Annotated in this window: 17 protein-coding genes; 2 read left to right on the forward strand and 15 right to left on the reverse strand. The window is 60.1% G+C overall.

The features are described 5' to 3' along the window. Nucleotide 1 precedes the first annotated feature (1 nt). The 12 genes from fliG to AC2D8U_RS02780 form a co-directional block, all read right to left on the reverse strand. Nucleotides 2-1,051, reverse strand: a complete 1,050-nt coding sequence (fliG, locus tag AC2D8U_RS02725; protein WP_484617502.1) for a flagellar motor switch protein FliG — start codon at nt 1,049-1,051, stop codon at nt 2-4. Beyond that, nucleotides 1,044-2,750 carry a flagellar basal-body MS-ring/collar protein FliF gene (gene fliF / locus AC2D8U_RS02730; RefSeq protein ID WP_484617503.1) on the reverse strand — a complete coding sequence of 569 codons (1,707 nt, stop codon included), beginning with the start codon at nt 2,748-2,750 and terminating at the stop codon, nt 1,044-1,046. Before fliF ends, fliG begins: the two co-directional genes overlap by 8 nt. A gap of 48 nt (nt 2,751-2,798) precedes the next feature. Further along, nucleotides 2,799-3,116, reverse strand: coding sequence for a flagellar hook-basal body complex protein FliE (fliE, locus tag AC2D8U_RS02735; RefSeq protein WP_484617504.1), 318 nt, complete (start codon nt 3,114-3,116; stop codon nt 2,799-2,801). A gap of 100 nt (nt 3,117-3,216) precedes the next feature. Further along, nucleotides 3,217-4,575: a sigma-54-dependent transcriptional regulator gene (locus tag AC2D8U_RS02740; RefSeq protein ID WP_484617505.1), complete on the reverse strand. Its 1,359-nt coding sequence runs from the start codon at nt 4,573-4,575 to the stop codon at nt 3,217-3,219. Then, a complete protein-coding gene (locus AC2D8U_RS02745; protein ID WP_484617506.1) occupies nt 4,572-5,603 on the reverse strand; it encodes a sensor histidine kinase in 1,032 nt (343 codons plus the stop codon). Before AC2D8U_RS02745 ends, AC2D8U_RS02740 begins: the two co-directional genes overlap by 4 nt. A 113-nt stretch (nt 5,604-5,716) precedes the next feature. Then, a complete protein-coding gene (locus tag AC2D8U_RS02750) occupies nt 5,717-7,144 on the reverse strand; it encodes a sigma-54 dependent transcriptional regulator (RefSeq protein WP_484617507.1) in 1,428 nt (475 codons plus the stop codon). Between the two features lie 265 nt (nt 7,145-7,409). After that, on the reverse strand, nt 7,410-7,811 hold the full coding sequence (gene fliS / locus AC2D8U_RS02755; RefSeq protein ID WP_484617508.1) for a flagellar export chaperone FliS: 402 nt from the start codon (nt 7,809-7,811) through the stop codon (nt 7,410-7,412). Then, nucleotides 7,812-8,168, reverse strand: coding sequence for a hypothetical protein (locus AC2D8U_RS02760; protein WP_484617509.1), 357 nt, complete (start codon nt 8,166-8,168; stop codon nt 7,812-7,814). It lies immediately after the preceding gene. Continuing rightward, nucleotides 8,165-9,571, reverse strand: coding sequence for a flagellar filament capping protein FliD (gene fliD / locus AC2D8U_RS02765; protein ID WP_484617510.1), 1,407 nt, complete (start codon nt 9,569-9,571; stop codon nt 8,165-8,167). Before fliD ends, AC2D8U_RS02760 begins: the two co-directional genes overlap by 4 nt. Before the next feature lie 19 nt (nt 9,572-9,590). Further along, the gene (locus AC2D8U_RS02770) at nt 9,591-9,989 is read right to left on the reverse strand and encodes a flagellar protein FlaG (RefSeq protein WP_484617511.1); all 399 of its coding nucleotides are present in this window, start codon (nt 9,987-9,989) and stop codon (nt 9,591-9,593) included. Nucleotides 9,990-10,333: 344 nt separating this feature from the next. Next, nucleotides 10,334-12,037: an alpha-amylase family glycosyl hydrolase gene (locus AC2D8U_RS02775; RefSeq protein WP_484617512.1), complete on the reverse strand. Its 1,704-nt coding sequence runs from the start codon at nt 12,035-12,037 to the stop codon at nt 10,334-10,336. A gap of 45 nt (nt 12,038-12,082) precedes the next feature. Next, nucleotides 12,083-13,594, reverse strand: coding sequence for an MFS transporter (locus AC2D8U_RS02780; protein ID WP_484617513.1), 1,512 nt, complete (start codon nt 13,592-13,594; stop codon nt 12,083-12,085). Nucleotides 13,595-13,852: 258 nt separating this feature from the next. Between AC2D8U_RS02780 and AC2D8U_RS02785 the strand changes: the two genes are divergently transcribed. Together AC2D8U_RS02785 and AC2D8U_RS02790 are read left to right on the forward strand one after the other, a co-directional pair. Further along, nucleotides 13,853-14,224 carry a hypothetical protein gene (locus tag AC2D8U_RS02785; protein WP_484617514.1) on the forward strand — a complete coding sequence of 124 codons (372 nt, stop codon included), beginning with the start codon at nt 13,853-13,855 and terminating at the stop codon, nt 14,222-14,224. Between the two features lie 196 nt (nt 14,225-14,420). Continuing rightward, the gene (locus tag AC2D8U_RS02790; RefSeq protein WP_484617515.1) at nt 14,421-14,951 is read left to right on the forward strand and encodes a porin family protein; all 531 of its coding nucleotides are present in this window, start codon (nt 14,421-14,423) and stop codon (nt 14,949-14,951) included. Nucleotides 14,952-15,088: 137 nt separating this feature from the next. Here the strand turns inward: AC2D8U_RS02790 and AC2D8U_RS02795 are convergent, their stop codons facing one another. From AC2D8U_RS02795 to AC2D8U_RS02805, 3 genes are read right to left on the reverse strand one after another with little or no spacing between them, the layout of a single operon-like run. Then, nucleotides 15,089-17,497: a TIM-barrel domain-containing protein gene (locus AC2D8U_RS02795; protein ID WP_484617516.1), complete on the reverse strand. Its 2,409-nt coding sequence runs from the start codon at nt 17,495-17,497 to the stop codon at nt 15,089-15,091. Next, nucleotides 17,497-19,392 carry an alpha-amylase family protein gene (locus AC2D8U_RS02800; RefSeq protein WP_484617517.1) on the reverse strand — a complete coding sequence of 632 codons (1,896 nt, stop codon included), beginning with the start codon at nt 19,390-19,392 and terminating at the stop codon, nt 17,497-17,499. Before AC2D8U_RS02800 ends, AC2D8U_RS02795 begins: the two co-directional genes overlap by 1 nt. Nucleotides 19,393-19,410: 18 nt before the next feature. Then, nucleotides 19,411-22,056 (reverse strand): alpha-amylase family glycosyl hydrolase, encoded by a 2,646-nt coding sequence (locus tag AC2D8U_RS02805; RefSeq protein WP_484617518.1) that lies wholly within the window; start codon nt 22,054-22,056, stop codon nt 19,411-19,413. Between the last annotated feature and the right edge of the window lie 57 nt (nt 22,057-22,113).

Consider the following 22,113-nt stretch of genomic DNA (forward strand, 5'->3'; position numbering starts at 1 on the left):
CTTAGAGGTACTCGTCGCCGCTGCCACCGGCAAGCATGATCTCGCCGGCATCGGCCAGTCGTCGGGCGATGGCCAGGATCTCTTTCTGCGCCGCTTCCACCTCGGAGATCCGGATCGGTCCCATGGCCGCCAGATCGTCTTTGACGATCTCGGCCTGACGCTTGGACATGTTGCCGAGGATCTTGCCACGCAGGGTGTCGTCGGCGCCCTTGAGCGCACGGATCAAGATATCCTGCTGAACCTCCCTTAGGATGTTCTGAATGCCCCGATCGTCGATATCCATCAGGTTCTCGAACACGAACATCAGATCCTGGATCTGCTGGCCCAACTCCTCGTCGGTCTCGCGGATCTGCTCCATCAGCATACTTTCCGAGCCGGTATCCATGTAGTTCATGATATTGGCTGCCGCCTTCAGGCCGCCCATCTTGGCCGCCTGTGCGCCGGCCTGGCCGACAAACTGCTTCTCCATGATGTCATTGAGCTCCTGCAGGGCCGCCGGTTGCACCTCTTCGAGGTTGGCGATCCGCAACATCAGATCCAACCGAACCCGCTCGCTAAACTGACTGAGGATCAGGGCCGACTGATCCGGCTCCAGGTAGGAGAGCACAATGGTCTGGATCTGAGGGTGTTCCCCCTGAATGATGTTGGCCACCTGGCGGGCATCCATCCACTTCAAGGCATCCAGGCCGGTAGAGCCATGTCCCATGACGATCTGATCGATCAGGTTGCCCGCCTTGTCCTCACCCAGGGCATGGGTCAGGGCCTTACGGACAAAGTCCTGACTATTGAGGCCAATGGAGGAGAAGCGCTGGATATGTTCCAGAAACAAGCGGTGGACGGCCGAGACTTTCTCCTGGGCGAAGTTCTGCATCCCCGCCATCACCATGCCCACCTTCTGAACCTGTTTCGGTTCGAGATTCTTCAGCACCTGCGCCGCATCGGACTCACTGAGTGACAGCAGCAGGATCGCCGTCTTCTCCACCCCACTGAGGTTACCGGGATCAAAGGCCACATCGGACTTAGCCACCGCCGTGTTTTGGGGATCAGGCATCTTCTTCCAACCAACTCTTAATTACTTGGGTCGACAGTTCCGGCTCGTTGGCCACCAGGGCGCGGATCGCCCTGAGCATGTCGTCGTCTTTACGCAGATCCGGCAACAAAATGGAGCCATCCTCGGCATAGCCGTAATCACCACTGTCCTGACTCAGCAGGCCCAGGGTATCCGCCGAATACTGATCTTCCAGCTCTGCCAGCTCATTGTGGAATTTCGCCTTGTTAAGCTCATCCTCAGCCTTGGCCTGCTCCGGATAGAGCAGACGCTTAAGCATGGGGCGCACCACAAAGACGATCAGCACGATGATCAGCACACCCCCAAGCACCAGCTTCAGCACACGCCAGAACCAGGGCTGCTCGTAAAGCGGCAGATCCATGGGCGCCAGGGCCAGATCCGGAGCAAAGGGCACGGAAACCACCTCCAGCATATCGCCCCGCTGCGCATTGAACCCCACGCTGCCCTGCAGCAGGCGCTGAATGTTGGCCAGTTCGGCCTCACTGAGGGGCTGCATCTCGCTGGTGCCATCGGCCATTACCATAGGTTTATGATCCACCGCCACGGAGAGGCTGATCCGCTCTATCACGCCCACCTGAGAGCGGGTATGACTGACGGTGCTGTCGAGTTCAAAATTCCGGGTCGATTCACTGCGGTTGCGTCCGGAGCGGTTACGCTCACTGGCGCCCTCCCCCACCTCTTGCGGGATCTCCGAGTCCATGGGCGGCTGGTTGGTCAAAGCCCCGGGGATCCCCACAGGGCCGTTGCCCAGCTGGCTGTCCTCCACCAGCATCTCACTGCGGATCGACGCATCCGGGTTAAACCGTCGTGATGTCTCTTCCCGGGCAGAAAAGTCCATATCCACCGCCACCTGGGCCGTGTACTTGCCCAAGCCCAAAACCGGGATCAGGATGGCATCAACCTTACGCAGCACCAGCTGTTCCTGCTTGGTACGCACCTCCAGTTCGCGCCGCGTCTGGGCCGAAGCCCCGTCCTGGCTACCGGAATGCAGCAGGCGACCATGCTGATCCGTCACCGTCACCTTGTTGGGGCGCAGGCCGTGTACCGCCGAAGCGACGATGTCCACCACGGCATCCACTTCCGACTGTTTCAGTTCGGTGCCTCGGCCCAGGGTCACCACCACGGTGGCCGAGGGCTCCTGCTGCTGACGGGCAAACACATTTTGTTGCGGCAAGGCCAGGATCACGCGAGCCCGGCTGACACTGCGCAGCTCGCTGACCGCCTGAGCCAGGTTCTGCTCCTGACTGTGCTTAAGACGGGCCTGTTCCATACGCTGGCTAACGCCAAAGCCACTGTCCTGGTTGAGGAAGTCCTGAGGCGCACGGGCACCACCCAATCCTGCCCGGGTCAGCCGCAGGCGAATATCGGCAAATTGGTCTTCAGGTACCGACAGGACATTCCCCTCCAACCGATACTTGATCTTACTCTGATCGAAGAAATCCAGGGTTTCTATCAGCTCATCGGTTTCCATCGTCCCAAGGGGACGATAGCTGGGCTCCTGGGCCCAGATCATCACAAACACCGCCAGGGCCAATGAGATCGCCAGCGCCAGGATCAGCGAGATCTGGCGCAGTACGTCGACACTGCCCAAGCTGGATAAAGGATTGGATTTATGTTCTTCGATCTTGTCACCGCCGGCCACATCGGCCGACGGCAGTTGTGCTGCTTTGTCTTGCACCATCAGATCTGTTGACGCGTTCGCCCCAGCCACCACAGCACCTTAAGCCGGTTACACCGGCATATTCATAATTTCTTTGTAAGCATCGACCAGCTTATTACGCACCTGGACCGTCGCTTCGAAGGCCACACCGGCCTTCTCCTTGGCGATCATCGCATCGCCCAGGCTGACCCGGGTGTCACCCAGCTCGACACGGGTCGCCAACTCACTGGCGTTGAGCTGAAGACCATTGACGTGGCCAATGGCATCGGACAAAAAATCGCCGAAATCGCTGTTGCCAACGGTTGGCACCAGGTTGTCCCTGGAGGCTCCTGCGTCGGCCGCCATCACTTGCATCTCCGTCAGGAGAGTACCCTGTGTGATTTCCATTGTGTTCACTCTTTCTTCCGATGATTAATTGACGCTTGCGCGTGCAACGCATTCTAATGCAAGTGCTTTGCCAATGCAGCCAAAGACTTGTTCAATCCGCTCAGGCGGGCAACTCAATGCCCGCGTCCCGCATCTTGGCAAGCTTGTACCTCAGGGTACGGGGACTGAGGCCCAACTGCTCCGCCACCGCCTTGCGGCTCCCGCCACACAGTTGCAAAGTATCCAGAATGATCTGAAATTCTTTATTTTTCAACTCACTGCCTAAGCCGTTATGCTCGGTAAGTCTCACCGGGTCCCCGTCAGTCTGAACCGGGGACGGGCTGTGCGGCATCATCATGCCATCGAGGAAGAGATCCGCCTGGGTCATTCTTTCGCCTTGGCACAAGATCAGCGCCCGCTGGATCACATTGTCGAGCTCCCGAACATTGCCCGGCCAAGCATGTTGCAGCAGGCTGTGTTCGGCGCAGGACTGGAGCTGGGGCACGGTTCGACCACAACGCGTCGCGTGGTGGGCCAACAGGTGCCGGGCCAGGGGCAAAATATCTCCGGGGCGCTGGGCCAGGGCGGGCCAACTCAGGGGAAAGACGTTCAGGCGATAGAAGAGATCTTCACGAAATTGGCCGTCGGCCACGGCTTGGCTCAGATCCCGGTTAGAGGTCGCCAGCACCCGGACATCGAGTTTGACCGTCTTGCGGCTGCCAAGGCGTTCCACCTCACGCTCCTGCAGGACACGCAGCAACTTGGCCTGCAAATTCAGATCCATCTCGGTGATCTCGTCGAGCAGTATGGTTCCCCCCTGGGCCTGCTCAAACTTACCGGGACAGGCCTGGACCGCGCCGGTAAAGGCACCTTTTTCATAGCCAAACAGCGTCGCCTCGAGCATATTGTCGGGGATGGCCGCACAGTTGAGCGCGACAAAGGGCTTATCGGCCCGGGGCGACTGATCGTGGATATAGCGGGCCAGGACCTCCTTGCCTGAGCCGCTGGGGCCAAGCACCATGACGGATGCATCGGCACCGGCCACTCGCCGGGCCAGATCCAGCAACTGCTGACTGCGGGGATCCCCCACCACAGGGCCTGGTACCTTTGAAGGCGTGCACTGCAGGTAACGGCTGATCTGGTCGAGCAACACCTGGGGGGCAAAGGGCTTGGCCAGGTAGTCATTGGCACCGAAGCGCATCGCTTCCACTGCGGCATCGATCCGGCCGTAGGCGGTCATCAGCAGCACGGGCAGTTGGCTGTCCCGGGCCCGGATCGTTTTGAGCAGGGTCATGCCATCCATACCGGCCATCTGCACATCGGAGATCACCAGATCCGCCGGCTGCTTCTTCAACTGCAGCAGGGCCTCCTCCCCATTTCCCGCTTCCATCACCAGGTATCCCGCCAGCAAGAGGGTGTCTACCAGGGCTTCACGTAAGCCGAGATCGTCCTCGACCACCAGAATATGGGCCTTATTCATGACGCGTCTCCTTCATTCCATTGAGGGATCACCAGGGTAAAGCAGCTCCCTTTTCCTGCCACCGAGCTCAGCTCCAGTCGACCGCCATGGGCGCGGCAGACGGACTGAACCACCGCCAGCCCCAAGCCGGTCCCATTGGTCTTGGTGGTGTAGAAAGGGCTCATCGCCTTGATCTGCTGCTCCGGCGTCATGCCACTGCCATTATCTAAAAGTTTGATCAGGGTGAAGCCACCCTGGTGTTCGATCTGAAGCTGCAGTGCCGTGGCGCCGGCATCCAGGGCATTGGCCACCAGGTTTTGCATGGCGCTGCACAGGGTGTCGGCATTGGCCTTGATCCGGCCACCGAGATCCGGCGGCGGCAGCAATCGAACGCCGCGCTGGCTCAACATGGCCTCACAACTGGCTTCCAGATCGGCACACAAGGTCTCGATGGCCACGGGGGCCAACTGCTGCTGGTTACCTCCTCGGGCGAAAAGCAGAAGATCGTTGATCCGCTGCTCCAACTCACCCAGGCGAGCCATCAGCTTCTGTTGAAAACGCTCCCGTCCCGTGTCATCCAACTGACGGTTACCCAGGTTGGCGGCATAAAGCAGGGCGGCAGAGAGGGGGGTACGGACCTGGTGAGCCAGGGAGGCGGCCATACGGCCCAGGGCGGAGAGGCGTTCGAGGTGGGACAGGTTGCGCTGCAGTTGTCGGGTTTCCGTCAGATCCGTCAGCATCACCAACTGGCCGGGCTCCGGATCCAAGGACCGGGTGGCGAGGCGGACCCGGCGGCCATTTTTCAGGGAGATCTCATGGCCGTCATCGGCCTGGGGAGCAAAGGCGCGGGCGATCACCTGGCGCCATTTTTGCTGCTCCAGCGGAGGGCCCAAAAGCTCCAGGGCCGTGGGATTCGCTTCCACCACGGTGCCGGCTTCATCCAAAACCAGCACCCCGGCTGGCAGGATCTGCATTAGATGGTGCAGCCGACTGCTGGCCTGCTGCTCAGAGGGAGAGTTGGGGGCATCGATAGCCACACCCTCGGACATAGTCACTTCCTGTCAAAAAACTGTTCTTTTTAGCCAGATTGGCAATTTTATGCAGGAAGTATACCAGAGCCTGTAAGGCTCTGAGAGTCCGAATCATTTAAACTAAAGGTCCTTTAGCCCTCTTTCGACATGCCGTATTTACGCATCTTTTCCACCAGGGTGGTACGACGCATGCCCAGCAGCTCGGCGGCACGAGCCACCACATTCTGTCCCTGCTCCAGCGCCTGGCGGATCATATCGACCTCCAGCTCCGCCAGCATGTCTTTAAGGTTGACGCCATCCTCAGGCAGTTCATTGGCAAAACGCTGCTCCGGGATCTCAACCGGCTCCTCACCATTAAACAGGGCAGCCAGTACATCCCTTTCCTGATCTTCCTCTGGATATTCAACGGTGAACTCAGGCACATCCACATGACGGTACTTCAAGGGCAGATCGTTGACATCCACCATGCCCCCGGGGCAGAGGATCACCATGCGCTCGACCAGATTGGAGAGCTCACGGACGTTACCGGACCAGGGATGTGCGACCAGAGAGTCGATGGCGCGTCGAGTAAAGCGCACCAAGCCTTTACCCTCCCCTTCGATTCGGCTGACCAGTTCGTTGAGCAGCAGCGGGATATCCGCGGTACGCTCACGCAGGGCCGGCATTTCGATAGGAAACACATTCAGGCGATAGAAGAGATCCTCACGGAACTCCCCCTCTTCGATCATCCGCTCCAAGTTGCGGTGGGTCGCTGCCACGATCCGCACATTGGCACGGATCGCCTTACTGCCCCCCACCCGCTCAAAACTGCGCTCCTGCAGGACCCGCAGGATCTTGACCTGCATATGGGCAGGCATATCACCGATCTCATCGAGAAACAGGGTACCCCCTTCGGCCAGTTCAAAGCGCCCCTTACGGGTGGCAATGGCACCGGTAAAGGCGCCCTTTTCATGACCAAAGAGTTCACTCTCCAGCAACTCGGGGGGGATCGCCCCACAGTTGACCGGGATAAAGGGGCCATCACGCTGGCTGGAGAGGTAATGGATATTGCGGGCCACCACCTCTTTGCCGGTACCGGACTCGCCGGTCACCAGAACGCTGGCGTCGGTCCCGGCCACTTGGCTGATCAGGTGGCGCACCTGGGCGATGCTTTCGCTGCGCCCCACCAGGGAGCGAAACAGCTTGGTTTGATTTGGGCTGGTCGGCGCAATTTCATGACGCACCCGCTGATACACCTGACAATAGTGCAGCAGCTCAGTAACCTGGCCATAAGAGAAGGGCTCCACCAACTGACCAACCAGGTTCGGGGCCTCCACGGTAGATGGCCCCACCCCCAACATTGGCTGTCGCTCAAAGCGTGACAGCAGGGGTGTGGCTTCGTCATTCAAAAGCCCCGCACTCATCAGTACAGCACGATACCTATGCTGACTAAGCCTAGGGGCCAGCTCTGAGAGGGGGATCGACTCGACCTGCTCGCCCAAAAAATCCAGAAGAAACTCCAGCTTCTCCTGACGGGGCAAGTCATTATCGACGAGCAAAATGCGTTGTTCTGTCTGCATGGGGTCGCTTACCAGGGTACGGCGATATCGCCCGAAGGGATTATTCTCTTAATTCTTATTCGCATAAGGCGATACTTCCACGCCAAAATCGAACGATGACGTACGCTCATTGTAACGAGCGGCAGATTTGGCGCAACAGGCAGTCTGTTTGCTGATGCTTTTATAGACAAACGCCAAAAATCAGTCGCGACCCGTGTTAAGCGACTCAAATTCGGCGTTTCTTTAGGAAGAGGCCGGCATCGAAGTAAAACGCCGGCCGATGGGCTTAGCCTGCGGCGGGGATCTGGTGCTGCTCAACGGGAATGGCGTCCCAGCCCTCTTTGATGGTCTTGAGCAGATCGACGACTTCCAACAACGCGGCGCGGTCGTTGTCCCGGTTCGCATCCCCAAGGCGACGCACCATGTAGTCGTACATGGCCGACAGGTTCTGCGCGATCTCTCCGCCCTGCTCAAAATCCAGGGCCGCCTGCAGATGGGCCACGATCTCTATGGTGCGGCCAATCAACTCGCCCTTTTGCGCGATTTTTCCCTGCTCGATGGCCAGGTTTGCCCGCAGCAATTTCTCCATGCTGCCCGCCAGCAACATCTGCACCACTCGATGTGGGCTCGCTTCCGCCGCCTGACTGGCGATGTTGACCTTGTTGTACGCTTTGAGTGAGCCTCTCATCTACCGACTTCCTGATTCTATTTGTTGATATTGACTGACTTGCTTGCGTCCTCGGCGGTAACCGCCCAGGCGCTGTTGTTGTTTGCTCAGCTGTTCATGAGCCCGCTTCGCCAGGGCCTGGGTCAGGGTCAGCTGAAACTCCAGCCAGCGCTGATCCTGGCCATAGGGAGTGTCCATCAGATCCACCAGACACGCCTTGCGCAAGGCGATCGCCTCAAGCAGTGCCGCCAGCAGTTCATCACGCTCGTCATCCTCATCGGCACGGAGTTGCTCCAGCTGCTGCAACTGCTCTCCAATGGTCTGGCTGTGTTGTTCCAACTGTCGGGCCAGTGCTTCGTTATCCTGTAACATGGTCATCGACTCGGCTTAATCAGGCCCGGAAGGTTATTCAACTGGGAGGAGACATAGGCCCCCTGGGCATTGAGCTGGGCCACCACCAGATCCATGGCGTTGTACTGTTTGAACAGGCGCGCCTCGTAGGCAGCCATACTGCGCTGCAGGGTCTCCCGCTCCTTGTCCAAATTACGCTGCTGACTCTGCAGGCTGTCGTCCCGGCTTTGCAACAAGCCGCCGGTTTGCACATAAACATCCGACACGTTGAACATGACATGAGCCATGCCGGTCTCTTCGGCGGCGAACAGCGCCGCCAGGCCGCTCATGTCCGCCTCGATCGCCTCGGTCAGCTTGTCCTCGTCCACCTCCAGCTTGCCGTAGCGATCCACCGCTACCCCGAATTGCGACAGGGTGCTGCTGGTGCCGTTACCCAGATCGTAGGCGCCGCCCAAGGCATTGCGCAGCTGAGCCTCGATGGAGCGCGGCATGGAGTCACCCTGCAGCGGGCCAGCCACTTCCGTTTCGGCATCGTAGCTGGAGAGCTGATCCAGGGTTTCCTGCAGGGCGTTATAGGCCTCGACAAAGGCCTCCACCGAATCCTTGGCCGCCCCGACATCCCGCTCCACCGTGACCCGGGTGGTCTTGATATCGGCAATGGAGTCCCCGGCCCCGGCATCGAAGGGATCCGCTTCGGTCAACGTCAGGGTCAGACCGGGAATGGCATCGGAAACGCTGTTGCTGGCAGAGTGGATCTCGATGCCGTCGACATGCAAGATGGCGTCCTGAGAGGAAACCACATCCGTCATGCCGTTGAACAGCTTATCCAGATTGCTGCCGTCGGCGACGGTGGAGATGGTCAGATCATTGGCCTTGCCGGTCTCATCGGAACTGAACAGCAACTGAGGGCCATCCTTGCCACTGACAACCGTGGCGCTGATCCCGGGATTGTCCTCATCGGCATTGATCTTGGCGGCCAGGGTCGCCAAGGTATCGTCCGCATCGACGGTGATCTCAAGAGGATCGCCACTGCCCACCTGGAGGCTCAGGGTGCCGGGCCCGATCGCCGTTTCCGCATCCACGCCAGCCACAATATTACTGGCAACCTTATGGCTCTCCGCCAGCTGCTGAACCTGGACATTGTAGGTGCCCGGCACCGCCTCGCTTTCCACCGAGGCACTGAGATAATCTTTATTGCTTGTTTTGACGCTGCGCTGATCGAAGGTCGCGGGATCCTTAAGCTCCTCCACCGCCTCCTGGAAATCGCTCATGGCCGACTTCAGGGCACCGATGGCGGAGATCTCCGTTTGGATCTTGGATTCCCGCACGTCCAGCGTGGCAAAACGGGGGGCGTAGCTGGCATCTCGCAACGCCGAAACAATGCCATTAATGTCCAAGCCGGAGCCAATGCCGGCAGCCGTCAGGCCCATAACTGTTTCCTTAGGTGGGTCACACCTGGGTTTCGATCAAAATTCCGGTCAGATCCGACAGACGAGCGGCAAGTTCCAACACCTCTTCGGCAGGGATCTGCCGGATCACCTCATCATTCTTGCGATCCTTCACCACCACCACATCTCGGCCGGTGGCATCGTCCACATGGAAGGAGAGTGCCCGTTCGCCACCGCTGACGAACTGCTCCAGCTCCTCGGCGATCTGCACCAGGCGCTCATTATCCAGCACGGCTTCCTTGCCACCACGAGCATTGTCTGCCGCCTGGATCGCACCGGGGGGGGCCGCCTGAGCGGTTTTACTGCCACTGGTGGCCGCCACGCTGGCCTGCCCCTGATGATTCAACGTGGTTTTTGAAGCAAGAGCCGTACCAGGAATTGACGAAATATCTGCAGCCATCGTCAGTTCTCCTCAATCAAAGTGGGTAGCTAATTCCGTGTGCCAATGCACACGCCCTTAGGTTTTCCCAACTTCCCTTAATGGATGGGCGAATACAGGGAACGCCATTATCTGCAAATATCGGCCAGCCGAGCAGAAACTTTATAGCCAATCGTCGATCCGGGAGAATAAGTCCAAGAGGAGGGCTGCGGGGCGGTGATACCCGCGGGACATCAGGAGAAGATGGCAACGGGAGAGAAGCATACAGGGCTTTGTGCAGGACACCAGTACAGCCCCCAGACAAAAAGAGCCCCAAACAAACAGGGCGCCCCTCGGGGCGCCCTGTCACTCATTAGCCGAAGTACTCAATAGGGTCGAACTCCAGCGCGCTTGGCCATCAGACGTGCCAGTTCGGCGTTAAGAGCCGCCCCCTCGATCGCCCCATTTCGCACGAATACCTTTACGCCGTGCGCCGGAACCTGGGTCGCCAGGGATCCTTCCTCGCCAACCGTCAATGGCTGGCCAGAGAGGGCTTCGTACCACTCACCCGGTTGAACAAACTGATCGACGACAAACTCCGCCGCCTCATCGCCCTTGTTCAGCAGCACCAGCGCGGTCTGGGCCAGCTCATCATCCTGTACCACTCGGTAGAATGCCGCGGTGTCCGCCGAAAATGCCAGGTTCAACTGCAAACCGCGCTGCAACGCCGGCGTTTGCTGGCGCACCTGGCCGATGCGGCTCAGGGCCTGGCGGATGGGGTGCTCACGGGCCTGCTCGACCCGCTCCTGGCCGAAGTAGTTACGGTTACCACTGTGCTCAGCCTTGCCCCGCATAAAGCCCATCTCCGAACCGTAATAGATCACCGGGATCCCGCGGGCGGTAAACAGCCAGTTATGGGCATCGATAAAGCCTTCATCTGTGGCATTGAGCCGGGCCATATCATGATTGTCATAGAAGGTGGTCAGCTCATAGGGGTTGGCGTAAGCCCCCTGCTCCAGGTGCAGGGCCGGCAGCAGGGTATCGAACCCCTGCCCCTGTTCAAACACCTCGGTCAGTGCCTTCTTCATGGGGAAGTCCAGCACACTCATGCCACCGTTTTCCGGATAGGTGTAGGGGGCGATCCCCTCGGCGGAATAATCGTAGACCTCGCCAAACATAAAGATCCCCGGATGCTGCTCACGGATCCGCTGCGTAAAGATCGCCCAGGAAGCCTTATCGACGTGACGTACCGTATCGATCCGAAGTGCCGTCGCCCCCTGCTCGATCCACTGAAGGTAGGCGCCGACAAAGTAGTCCATCACCTCGGGTTTGCTGGGATCCATGTCCGCCAACTGAGCCAGATCCCGCTCGGTGTGGAAAAAGGCGTGCAGCGGGTTATAGGTGGGCGAGTTGGGATCCGGATCCAGCGCCTCGGGCGGCAGATTCTGGTGATCGGCCACCAGCTTGCCATCGGCATCAAACAGCTGACCAAAAGGTGGCTGAGGCTCAGGCATGGTATAGGCCGGGGAACCATGGTTGAGCACCACATCCAGTACCGTGCCCATTCCCTGCTGCTGCATTGCCGCGGTAAAGGCTTTAAAGCTCAGCTCATCCGAACCCCAGTGCTTGTCCTCTTTATAAAAGTTCACGCCCCAATAGCCGTGATAGGCCGACTTACCCAGATCCGTTCCCATCCCGGTTTGGCTGATGGGCAAGCCCCCACTGAAGGCTTCAGCCGGGTTCTCCACAATGGGCGTAAGCCACACCGAGGTGAACCCCATCTCCCGCAGGTAATCGGCGTTGTTCAGCAGCCCCTGCCAGTCCCCGCCTTGAAAGCCCACGTTGGCCCGGTCGCCATTGTCCCACTCAAGGGGAATATCCCAGCCACTGTCCTGTTCAAAGTTATTGCCAGGATCGCCGTCAACAAACCGGTCGGTCAGCACAAAGTAGACCGCCTCTGCGGCAAAGGGATGTTCCGTGCCCAGGTAGCGGGGCAGATCATCGGAGGAATCGGGCAAGCCGGACGAGCTGGGGGCACAGCCCCCCAAGCCATAAAGCGCCATCAGCGCCAGGGCGATTTTATTCTGCATGGTGGATCTCCGTATGGCGGGGCGGCAGTCGCCGCCCCGTAACTATCAGGCGGTCTGCGCGGTCGGCAGGGCTTGGGGCTTCTTCACGGCCAGCATAGAAAGCGAAGCCAGGGCAAAGCTGATGGCACCGATCAGCAGGGCGTAGATAGGTTCATTATTGAACCCCACCCGCAACAGCATGCCCAGCACGCTGGCGGCCAACAGCTGGGGGATCACCAGGAACAGGTTAAAGATCCCCATAAACACCCCCATCTTATTGGCGGGCAGGCAACCGGCCAGCAGGGCATAGGGCAGAGACAGGATGGACGCCCAGGCGAAGCCAATGCCCACCATGGAGACCATCAACCAGAGCGGGTCCCGGATCACCATCATCGAGGCCAGGCCCGCGGCGCCCAGTAGCAGATTCACCGAGTGGCTGAAGCGGATCCCGATCCGTGCCACCATCAGTGGAATGATCAACGCCGCCAGGGCCGAGAAACCGTTGTAACCGGCAAACAGCATCCCCACCCAGTTGGCCCCTTCGTTATAGGCGGCCGACCCTGTGTCCATGGTGCCGAAATGCACCGAGGTCACGGCGGCCGTGGTGTAGATCCACATGGCAAACAGGGCAAACCAGGAGAAGAACTGCACCAGGGCCAGACGCTTCATCTGATCCGGCATGGCGTACAGATCCGCCATCACCACATCGGTGCCATTATGGCTCTTACCCGCCTTACGCCGTTGTCCCACGTAGAGCTGCAGCAGGGCAAACACGATCAAGGAGATACTGAGGATATAAAGCTGACTATCCAGTTCAAACAGCCAGATAAAGAGGGTACCGATCAGGGCCGGCAGCAACCAGAGCAGCGCCCCTTTGAGCCAAAGCTCGGCTGGGCGTTCCTCAATAGGCGCTCGCGTCTCCTGCTGCGCCTGCTCAAAACGCGCCAGCTGCTCCGGGGTGTATTCCCGGGTGCGCAGCACGGTCCAAGCCACGGCCAGAAACAGCACCCCGGCACCAAAGTAGAAGGCGTAACGCACCGTATCCGGAATTTCCCCCGGCGCAGCCTCGTTACTGACCCCATACTGGGCCAGGATCCAGGGCAGCATGGAGGCCACCACAGCGCCCACCCCGATAAAGAAACTTTGCACCGCAAACCCGGTGGGCTGTTGCGCCTTGGGCAGGTTGTCCCCCACCAGGGCACGGAACGGCTGCATCGACACATTGATGGCGCCATCCATGATCCAAAGCATCGCAGCGGCAAACCACAGGGCCGGTGAGTTGGGCATGGCGATCAGCGCTGCACTGGTTACCAGTGCGCCGTAGAGAAAATAGGGACGACGACGTCCCAGGCGGGTCCAGGTCTTGTCACTGAAGTGGCCGACAATGGGCTGGACAATCAGGCCGGTTACCGGCCCTGCGATCCACAAGATGGGGATCAGATCCATATCAGCGCCGAGAGTCTGGAAGATCCGGCTGACGTTGGCATTTTGCAGCGCAAAGGCAAACTGGATCCCCAGGAAGCCAAAGCACATATTCCAGATCTGCCAAAAACTTAAGCGGGGTTTATCGGTCACCATCCATTCCTCTAATTGTTGTTCCTTATTGCTGGCAGACTGCGGCGACTTTATTCGCTCAAATTGTGGGAACTCTGCCATCTTTATCCCTGTCGCTCCCAGGATCAGATCCTGGTGGCGATAAGCATTGGCTCGATGTTAGTCAGTTTGCGCTGATCGCAACAAGCCGCTGCATACGTATTCATGCCACCGTCAACGCTCGGGGATCACAAAGACAGAATGACCAAGCAGCGTTGTATCACAACATCAGGAAGATCCGCTATGAAACGCACACTATTCCTCGCAATTGCTTTGTTCATTAGCCTGAATGCACAGGCCGGACACCATCAGGGCAAAGGCCAGGGGGGCACAGGCAACCCTCAGCCGATGCACCAGCAACTGGTTGAACACCTGGCATTAAACGATGATCAAGAGAGTCGATTTGAGCAACTGCACCTAAGCTTTCGCGCCGAACGCCAAGCGATCCGGGAAAGCGACGCCCCACGCGAGGAGAAGCAGGCCAGAATGAAAGCCGCTCAGGCGCAGCATCAGGCCGAGATGAAGGCCCTGCTCAGCCAAGAGCAGTATGAGAAGTACCAGGCATTCCGCCAAGCCCACCATAAGGGCAAGGGGGGAAAGGGCCCAAATCCATAACAATGTTCAGCTTTAAGGGGGAGAGCGCCTGCCCCTTAACTGTGACGGCACACTCGAGTAGCAAATCCTCTTTAGTGAACTAGCCTCTATAGGTCCGGCGGCGAACCGTCGGGCCCGGGTGCGTCTCGAGCCAGTCATCCGCAGGGTTGAGGGAAAAGTAGCCGAGCCCGGATAACATCTCTAAAGGAGTATGATGATGAATTCACGTTACTCGTTAGCGCTAGGCCTGATCCTGATGGCTGGCACCGGTACCGCCATGGCAAAAGATCAGGGCCTCTATCTTGGCGCCGCCGTCGGCTCAGCCAGCATTGAGCAGAAGGGCTCGGACCCGGATCTGGGACACTTCAACTTCGATGAAAGCGACTTCGCCTGGAAGATCTTTGCCGGCTACCAGTTCAACCCGATTGTGGCCGTCGAAGGGGGGTACCGGGATCTGGGTTCACCCAATGACAGGGGGTTAAAGATCGACCCCTATGCACTGGATGCGTTCGCCGTCGTCGGGCTCCCCATCGGCCCCCTTCGCGCCTTTGGTAAGGTCGGCGGAATATACTGGGACGCAGATGCCACATACGGAGACTTTAAAGAGAGTGATGACGGCTTCGAACTGGCAGCAGGACTCGGCCTGGAGTTTGAACTGGGCAGCATCGCCCTCCGCGGCGAGATCGAGTACCTCGACATCCTGGACGACACCTGGATGTACACCATCGGCGCCACCTTCACCTTCTAACCCCCAATTTGGGGTCAGAGTAAAAACTCACGCCAAGCAAACGGCGCAGGCCAGCCCCATCCATTGGGCCTGACCGATCTCCTCAAAGGCCGGATCCCCAACGGGATCCGGCCCTCCTTCGGCTCAAGCCGACGCCCCTACCAATGCACCTCGATCGGCATCGCCTTACCATCCCAATCAAACTGCAGCTCGATGCCATCATCCACCGACTGCCACGCCAAAGGCTGTCCCTGAGCCGTGACCCTCTCAGGCACTTGCGCTAGGTGATGCAGCTTAAGGCGGATCTGCCGGACTTCCGGTGCCCCTGAGTAGCCCTTGCCCTGGGTGGAGAGGTGGAGCGTCAAGCCATGCTTCCACGCCTCCACATCAAACGCCATCAGCTGGTAGGCCTCCTGAGCCAGGCTATCTGGGCTGCTCCCGTCATCCTCATACATGCGACCGCCCCCGCGGGTGACGCTGGGATCATGGTAGTAATGCAGCTCAAGCTGGTCGCTGGCGTATTGATGGGTCGCCACCGGTGCAACCATGGGCACCACTGCCCCGGCCCGCACCAGTACGGGAATGGTGTCCAGGGTGACCGGCACCGACACGCTCTGACCGCCCTGATAACGGGTCCCGGTGAAGAAGTCGAACCAGACGCCATCGGGCAACGGCACCTGCACCGCCGTGACACCCGCCTCCATCACCGGCGATACCACGAAGGCATCTCCCCACAAGTAACTGTGCTTCACCTCAAACAGAGCCGGATCCTCGAACACCAGGGGGCGCATCAAGGGCATGCCTGTGGTGCTGTTGTCGAAAGCCAAGGTGTAGAGATAGGGCATCAGCTGATAGCGCAGCCGAATGGCCTCCCTGGCCCGGCGCACCGTCTCGGCGTCGTGGAACACGGGCTCAGGCGCGATATCCTCCTGGGCGTGGGGCCGGTAGACCGGCTGGAACACGCCATATTGCAACCAACGGCTGTACAGCTCGGGATCAAACTGCTCGCCGCCGGCGAAACCGCCCAGATCCGAGTGCATGTAGGCCAGGCCCAGTACCCCCATCTGCAGGCTCAGCTCCACCTGGGGCTTCAGGCCACCCCAGCTGCGGGAGACATCACCGGACCAGGGGATCATGCCAAAGCGCTGAGAGCCGACAAAGCCCGAGCGCATCATGATCATGGGGCGTTTGTCCGGCTGCAGATCGCGCAGTCCCTCATCCAGCAAACGAGCCCACTCATGACCGAAGGCATTGTGCACCTCGTCGGCGGTGGCACTCACGCCGCGCCCGGCTCCGTCAAGGGTGTGAATGGCATCATGGGGATGCAGCTCGGGCTCGCCCAGATCGCCCCACCAACCTGCGGCACCGGACGCCGCGATGCGCTCATACTGCTGCCAGAACCAGTTACGGCCGGCATCGCTGAACATATCTACCAGGCCGGTATTGCCAAAGAAGAAGTCGAAACGGCGAGGCTCGTCACCCACCAGATTGGTGGCCAGGGCATTGGCCTTAACCGCCTCCTCCCACTTGCTCGACGTGGTAAGGATAAAGGGCTCGGTGATCAATATGGTGTTGACCCCCTGCTCGGCAAAATCGGCAATCATTCGCTCCGCCTGGGGCCAGTGGTTGCGATCCCACTCCAGATTGCCCATATGACCGGTCACCCCCTCACCGAACCAGTAGAGATCCAGCACAATGGCATCCAGCGGAATGTCCGCCTCGGCAAACTTGGCCACCACCTCACGGGCTTCGGCTTCGCTGTGGTAGCCAAAGCGGGAGGCATAGTTGCCCAGGGCCCAGCGCGGTGGCATCGGCTGCCGTCCGGTGGCCTCGGTCAGGTTCTCGATCAGCTCAGGGTAATCCGCACCGGCCGCCACCAGATAGGCGGTGCGCCCGCCACTGGCCTCAAACTGCAGCACATCCGGCTCGGTGGCACCGATATCCAGCCAGCCCGAGGCCGAGTTATCGAACACCAGGGCATACTGATTGGAGGAGATCACCGCCGACAGACCAAAGTACATCTGATCCACCCTGTCCCCCGGGTTGCCCTGATAGCCGTAGGCCGCCTTGTTGTACAAAGGCATGCGTTCACCACGGCGATCCATACCCAGCACCCGGGAGCCGCCCCCCATCAGCTTCTCCCCCTCCTGCAGGGCAAAACGGAAGCCGCGCAGGGTGTCCTGGGCAAAGTGGCCACTCTCCTCCGCCAGCACCTGTTCGCCCTGGTGGTAGTAGGAGAGCTTGAGCGGATTAAGCTGTACCCGGGCTGTCAGATCGTCCAGGCGATACTCCAGCAGCGGGCCCGCTTCCACCAACTTGCCCCGCACCACGGGGGCGCTGGGATCGATGGCATAGCCCGGCAGCTGCTTGATCCCCTCATTCTGGTAGTGCACCCCCAGGGCGCCCTGGCCGTAACCGGTCAGGATCACGCTGCCCTCGTCGGTCACCAGCACCAGGCTGTCTCCCTCGAAGTGATGATCCTGCACCACGGCGGCCCAGGCTGGCAGGGCCGTCAGCCAGGCCAGCGCCAGGGCGGTTATCGATGCTTTTTCAGTGAACCTCGCCATCATTGCACCTCCAGGATCAGGGATTGCAGCGGCGCCAGCTCAAGGGCGATGGTGCCGATCTGGTGCTGTACCACCAGTTCGCCCTGCACCTCGCCAAACAGCCGCTCCTTGAGCGTATGGCTGCCATCGGCCAGGCCCCACTGACGGATCAGGGCCGACGGCAGGGTCAGGGTGGTTTTGGCCGTAGCGCTGTCATCAAAGTTGGTGGCGATCACAAGCTTTTGCGCGTCGTCAAAGCGCACAAAACTAAACAGCCTGTCGGTGTAACCCGGGTTGTTGCGGCTGTCGCTATGGATATGCACCGCCTTGCCCATCAGTGCCGGGCTGTTTACGGTGAACTGCATCAGGCGCACATAGTAGTCCCGCAACGCCTGCTCCGCCTCGTTCAAGCGGCCCCCATCAAACTGGCCGCCGTTCATCCAGCGCTGGTGGGCTGGAACGCCCCAGTAATCGAAGATGGTGGTGCGGCTGGCCTTGCCAAAGCCCGCATCCTCGCTGGCAGCTTCCCCCACCTCCTGGCCGAAGTAGAGCATGGTGGGCGCAGAGCTCAGGGTCGCGGACAGCACCATGGCGGGCAGGGCCCGCTCGGCACTGCTGGCAAACTCGGGGCTGGCGATCCGCTGCTCATCGTGGTTCTCCAGGAAGTGCAGCATATGGTGCTCGATATCCGCCTTCATCTGCTCAATGCTGACGATGGCATCGGTGCTGGCCCGCCCCTGGATGATCGCCTTGAGCATGTCGTAGAGATCGACCTTGTCATAGAGGTAATCCATCTTGCCCAGGTGCAGGTAGTCCCGGTAACGCTGTGGCTGGTATACCTCAGCCAGCAGGAAGGCCTCAGGATTGGCGTGCTTGATGTGGCTGTTGAGATAGCTCCAGAACGCCACCGGGACCATCTCCGCCATATCAAAGCGGAAACCATCGATGCCGAACTCGGTCCAGAACAGCGCAATATCGCGGAACTTGGTCCAGGAGTCCGGCACCGCCTTGCCCTGCCAGAAGGCGTAATGCTCGGCGGCGCTCCTCTCCTCGTAACCGGCAGGCAGTTCAGGGAAGTCGTGGCTGCCATCCGGGCGCACCCCGTAGTTGATCTTCACCGTCTCATACCAGTCATGGATATGGGGTTTGGCGCTGCGGCTGCCATTGCCGGTCCACTTGGCCGGGAATTCGGCAAACTCACCGTCCAGTCCCGGGGAGCTCTGGCCACCAAGCGGCTCGAAGCCCGGCTCAAAGTCCGGCACAGAAAACTCTTCACCCACCACATAGTAAAAATTGTTGTCCCGGGCATAGGCCACCGAAGTGTCATCACTGGCGCCAAAATCCTCGACCCCTTCGGGCTTGCCCAAAGACGCGTATTGGCGCGCCACATGGTTGGGCACGATGTCGATCAGCACCTTCATATCATGGGCGTGGGTGCGCGCCACCAGGGCCTTGAATTCGGCCATGCGGTTGGCCGGATCTTCGGCCAGATCCGGGTTGACGCTGTAGTAGTCCTTCACGGCATAGGGCGAGCCCGCCCGCCCCTTGATCACATCCGGATCGTCCTGGCTGATCCCATAGTCGGTGTAGTCCGCCACCAGGGCATGGTGAGGCACGCCGGTATACCAGACGTGGGTAGTGCCCAGCTCCTTGATCCCCTTGAGGGCCGTATCGGTAATGTCGTTGAACTTACCGACGCCATTTTGCTCGGCGCTGCCCCAGGGCTGATTGTTCTCGACGGTGTTACCAAACAGGCGGGTAAAGATCTGATACACCACCGCCTTGTGAGCCGGGCTGGACGCCGGCTCCGCCCCGGACGGAGAGGCGATAACGGGAGCCGCGACAGCGTCGGGCGGAGTCGGGCTGCAGGCCGACAGGGCAGCCACCATAGCCATGGTTAATATTGGGTACTTCATTGTCTTGCCTCTTCTTGGCTATTCGTGGGTCCGCGCAGGCAGCGCGATCCAAAGTTCATCCATAATGCGGGGGCCGTTCGCCTGCCCTCCGCCAAAGGCCCAGGCGCCCGCGTTGACGTCGAGGGGGCGCAGATCCCCCTCACCGCTGCGATCCCAGGTGGTGATGTAGAGGTTGACCCCCTGCCAGTCGGTCAGCCCCAGGGCCCCGGCGTGGTAGGTCAGGGTGATCTCACGCTTATCATGATCCACCTCAATGCCCGGCACAGGCGTCAGGGGCTCGCCCCTTTGCTGACTGTCGGCCCCGCGACTGGCGTACAGCCGGTTGCCCCAGCCATAGAAGCTGTGTCCCACCTGCCAGCGCTGCGCCCGGGGCATCTTGGCCTGAAGCTGAGGCAGCACGGAGAGTCCATCCAGCGCCCCCGGCAGGGCAAAGAAGAGATCGAAGCTGACATTATCGAAGCCGTTGTCCGCCCCCCAGTTGTCGGTCAGCTGAGCCATGGTGAGCGTCAGTGTCAACACCGAGCCGCCCCCCTCGACTCTGGCCCGTTCAATGCGTCGCTGCGCACCGCTGTGGGCATGGGTGGGGTCCTGGTAGCGCCCGTTGGGTCCCCGCCCTTCCCCGGCATTATCCCGGGTGAGCGACCACTGGGGCTGCATCACTCGAGTGGTGTAGGCGACGGGATCCGTGGCTAAGCCCAGATCTGGGGCATAGAGGCTCAGGCTGTGTTGCCGCTCCCCCAGATCCCGCACTTTTAGCGGGTACTGCCAGCGCCCATCGGCATCAACCGTCAGGGCCACCGCCCGATCCAGTTCACCGTCAGGGACCAGGTAGAGGGGCACCTGCAGATGGGCAAAGCCTTGAAGCGGGTGATCTTCACTCAGCGTCTTTCCGGCCAGTGCCGTCTCCAGGCCAAAGGCCAGTGCCGGTTTGGCCGGAGCCGGGATCGGCCGGTAGCGGTAAACCCGGATCGCCCGTGCCGGTAGCGCCCAGGCCGCACTCGGCGACAGGGTGACCGGCTCGCCCCGGACCGCGCCCGTTTCATCCAGCAGCAGGGTCGCCTCGGCGCTGATCCCAAGATCGCTCACCAGCTTGCGTTGATCGGCGGTGTTCATCAGCACCAGCAGGCGATCCTCTTTGCCCTCGTGCACCAGGCGGCGTTCGAACGCCAACACCCCGGGGCCGCTGTCATCGGACGCCAGCAGGGTCAGATCGCCCTGGGTCAGGGCCTTTTCACTCCTGCGCAGGCGAGTCAGGGCCTGAACAAAACGAAAGGTGTCAGACTCGGTGTCGAACTGACTTTCACTGCTGCCATAGCCACCGGCAAACATCGCCTGGCGCGTCTGCTGCAAGGCCTGTTCATTGCCCTGATAGAGCACGGGAATGCCGGGAATGGTAAACAAGGTGGTCAGCGCCTGCCTGTAGGCGGCCAGAGAGCCGGAGGCGAGGAAACGTGGGGTGTCGTGGTTGTCGATAAAATTGGGGATCACATAGGGATCCGGGTAGATCGCCATCTGTTGCTCAAGCCGGTAAGCCAGCTGAGCCGTGGGCTGTCCCTGGGCCAATACCCGGCCCAGCTCGAAGTAGAGGGGGAAGCCGATCACCGAATTAAGCTGAGGCTCACTGTCGGTTCCCAGGAAGGAAACCAGCTTCTGCTCGCCGTCATTGTCGAAGGGGGCAGAGCCATTGAAGATCTCGCCAAAGGCAAGAAAATGATCACGTCCTGTGGCCGCTGCAGCGCTCATCATCCCATCTTCGGCCCAGAAAAAGTCGTGCCAGAAGTTGTGCTCCACGTACTTGGCGGTATCCACCCGATAGGCATCAACCCCCACGGTTTCGATCCAGTATCGGTAACTCTCCTTGAGGGCACGGCGCACTCTTGGGTTATCGGTATTGAGATCCGCCAGGTTGGCCAGCTGGTAGGTAAACTCCTGCTGAGGATCGTCATAGTCAGTGATGGGCGGGGTCCAGTGGTAGACGTTGGCCGCCCCCTGCTCTGGATGATGACGGTCCACCTGATCAAAGGGTGCCTGGGTGGGAAAACGGTTACCGGGATGCGCCTCGTCAAACAGTACGAAGTTGGCCGCCGTGTCCGCCGGATCGTACTCGCCATCATAGCCAAACAGGTTGGCGGTATGATTCAACACTATGTCCTGGATCAGATACATACCGCGACGGTGCAAGCCATCGGAGAGCCGCTGATAGTCGGCCAGGGTGCCAAAATGCTCGTCGACCTTTTTAAAGTCCGTGGCCCAGTAACCGTGATAGCCCCCGTAGCCGCCACGGGGAAACCACCACTGGTTTGCCACCGGTGGGGTCAACCAGACGCTGGTCGCCCCCAGCGCCTCGATGTAATCGAGCCGGGCGGTAATGCCGGGAAGATCCCCGCCGCTGAATTTACGATGATCAGTGGGATCATACTCATCCGCCCCCTGATCATTGTTGCCGGGCTCACCATCATTGAAGCGGTCTGTCATCACAAAATAGATGATCTGCTCACGCCAGTCCGGGGACGGGACATGCAGCTGCAACTCTGCTCCCCGGGCGCCCGCCAACAGCAGACAAAGGGGCAGGGCTGCAGCCAGTCGGCGACCAAGGGGGACAGGACAGCCCAACCCAGGGACGGACTGGACCGCCACCGCTGGAATTCCCTCTCGCTTGTTCATTTAAATTTCTCCAGAAACAGCGAACCCCCGAACAGGCCGGGGGTTCGCACAGGACTT

The sequence above is a fragment of the Ferrimonas sp. YIN67 genome, from assembly GCF_057219095.1.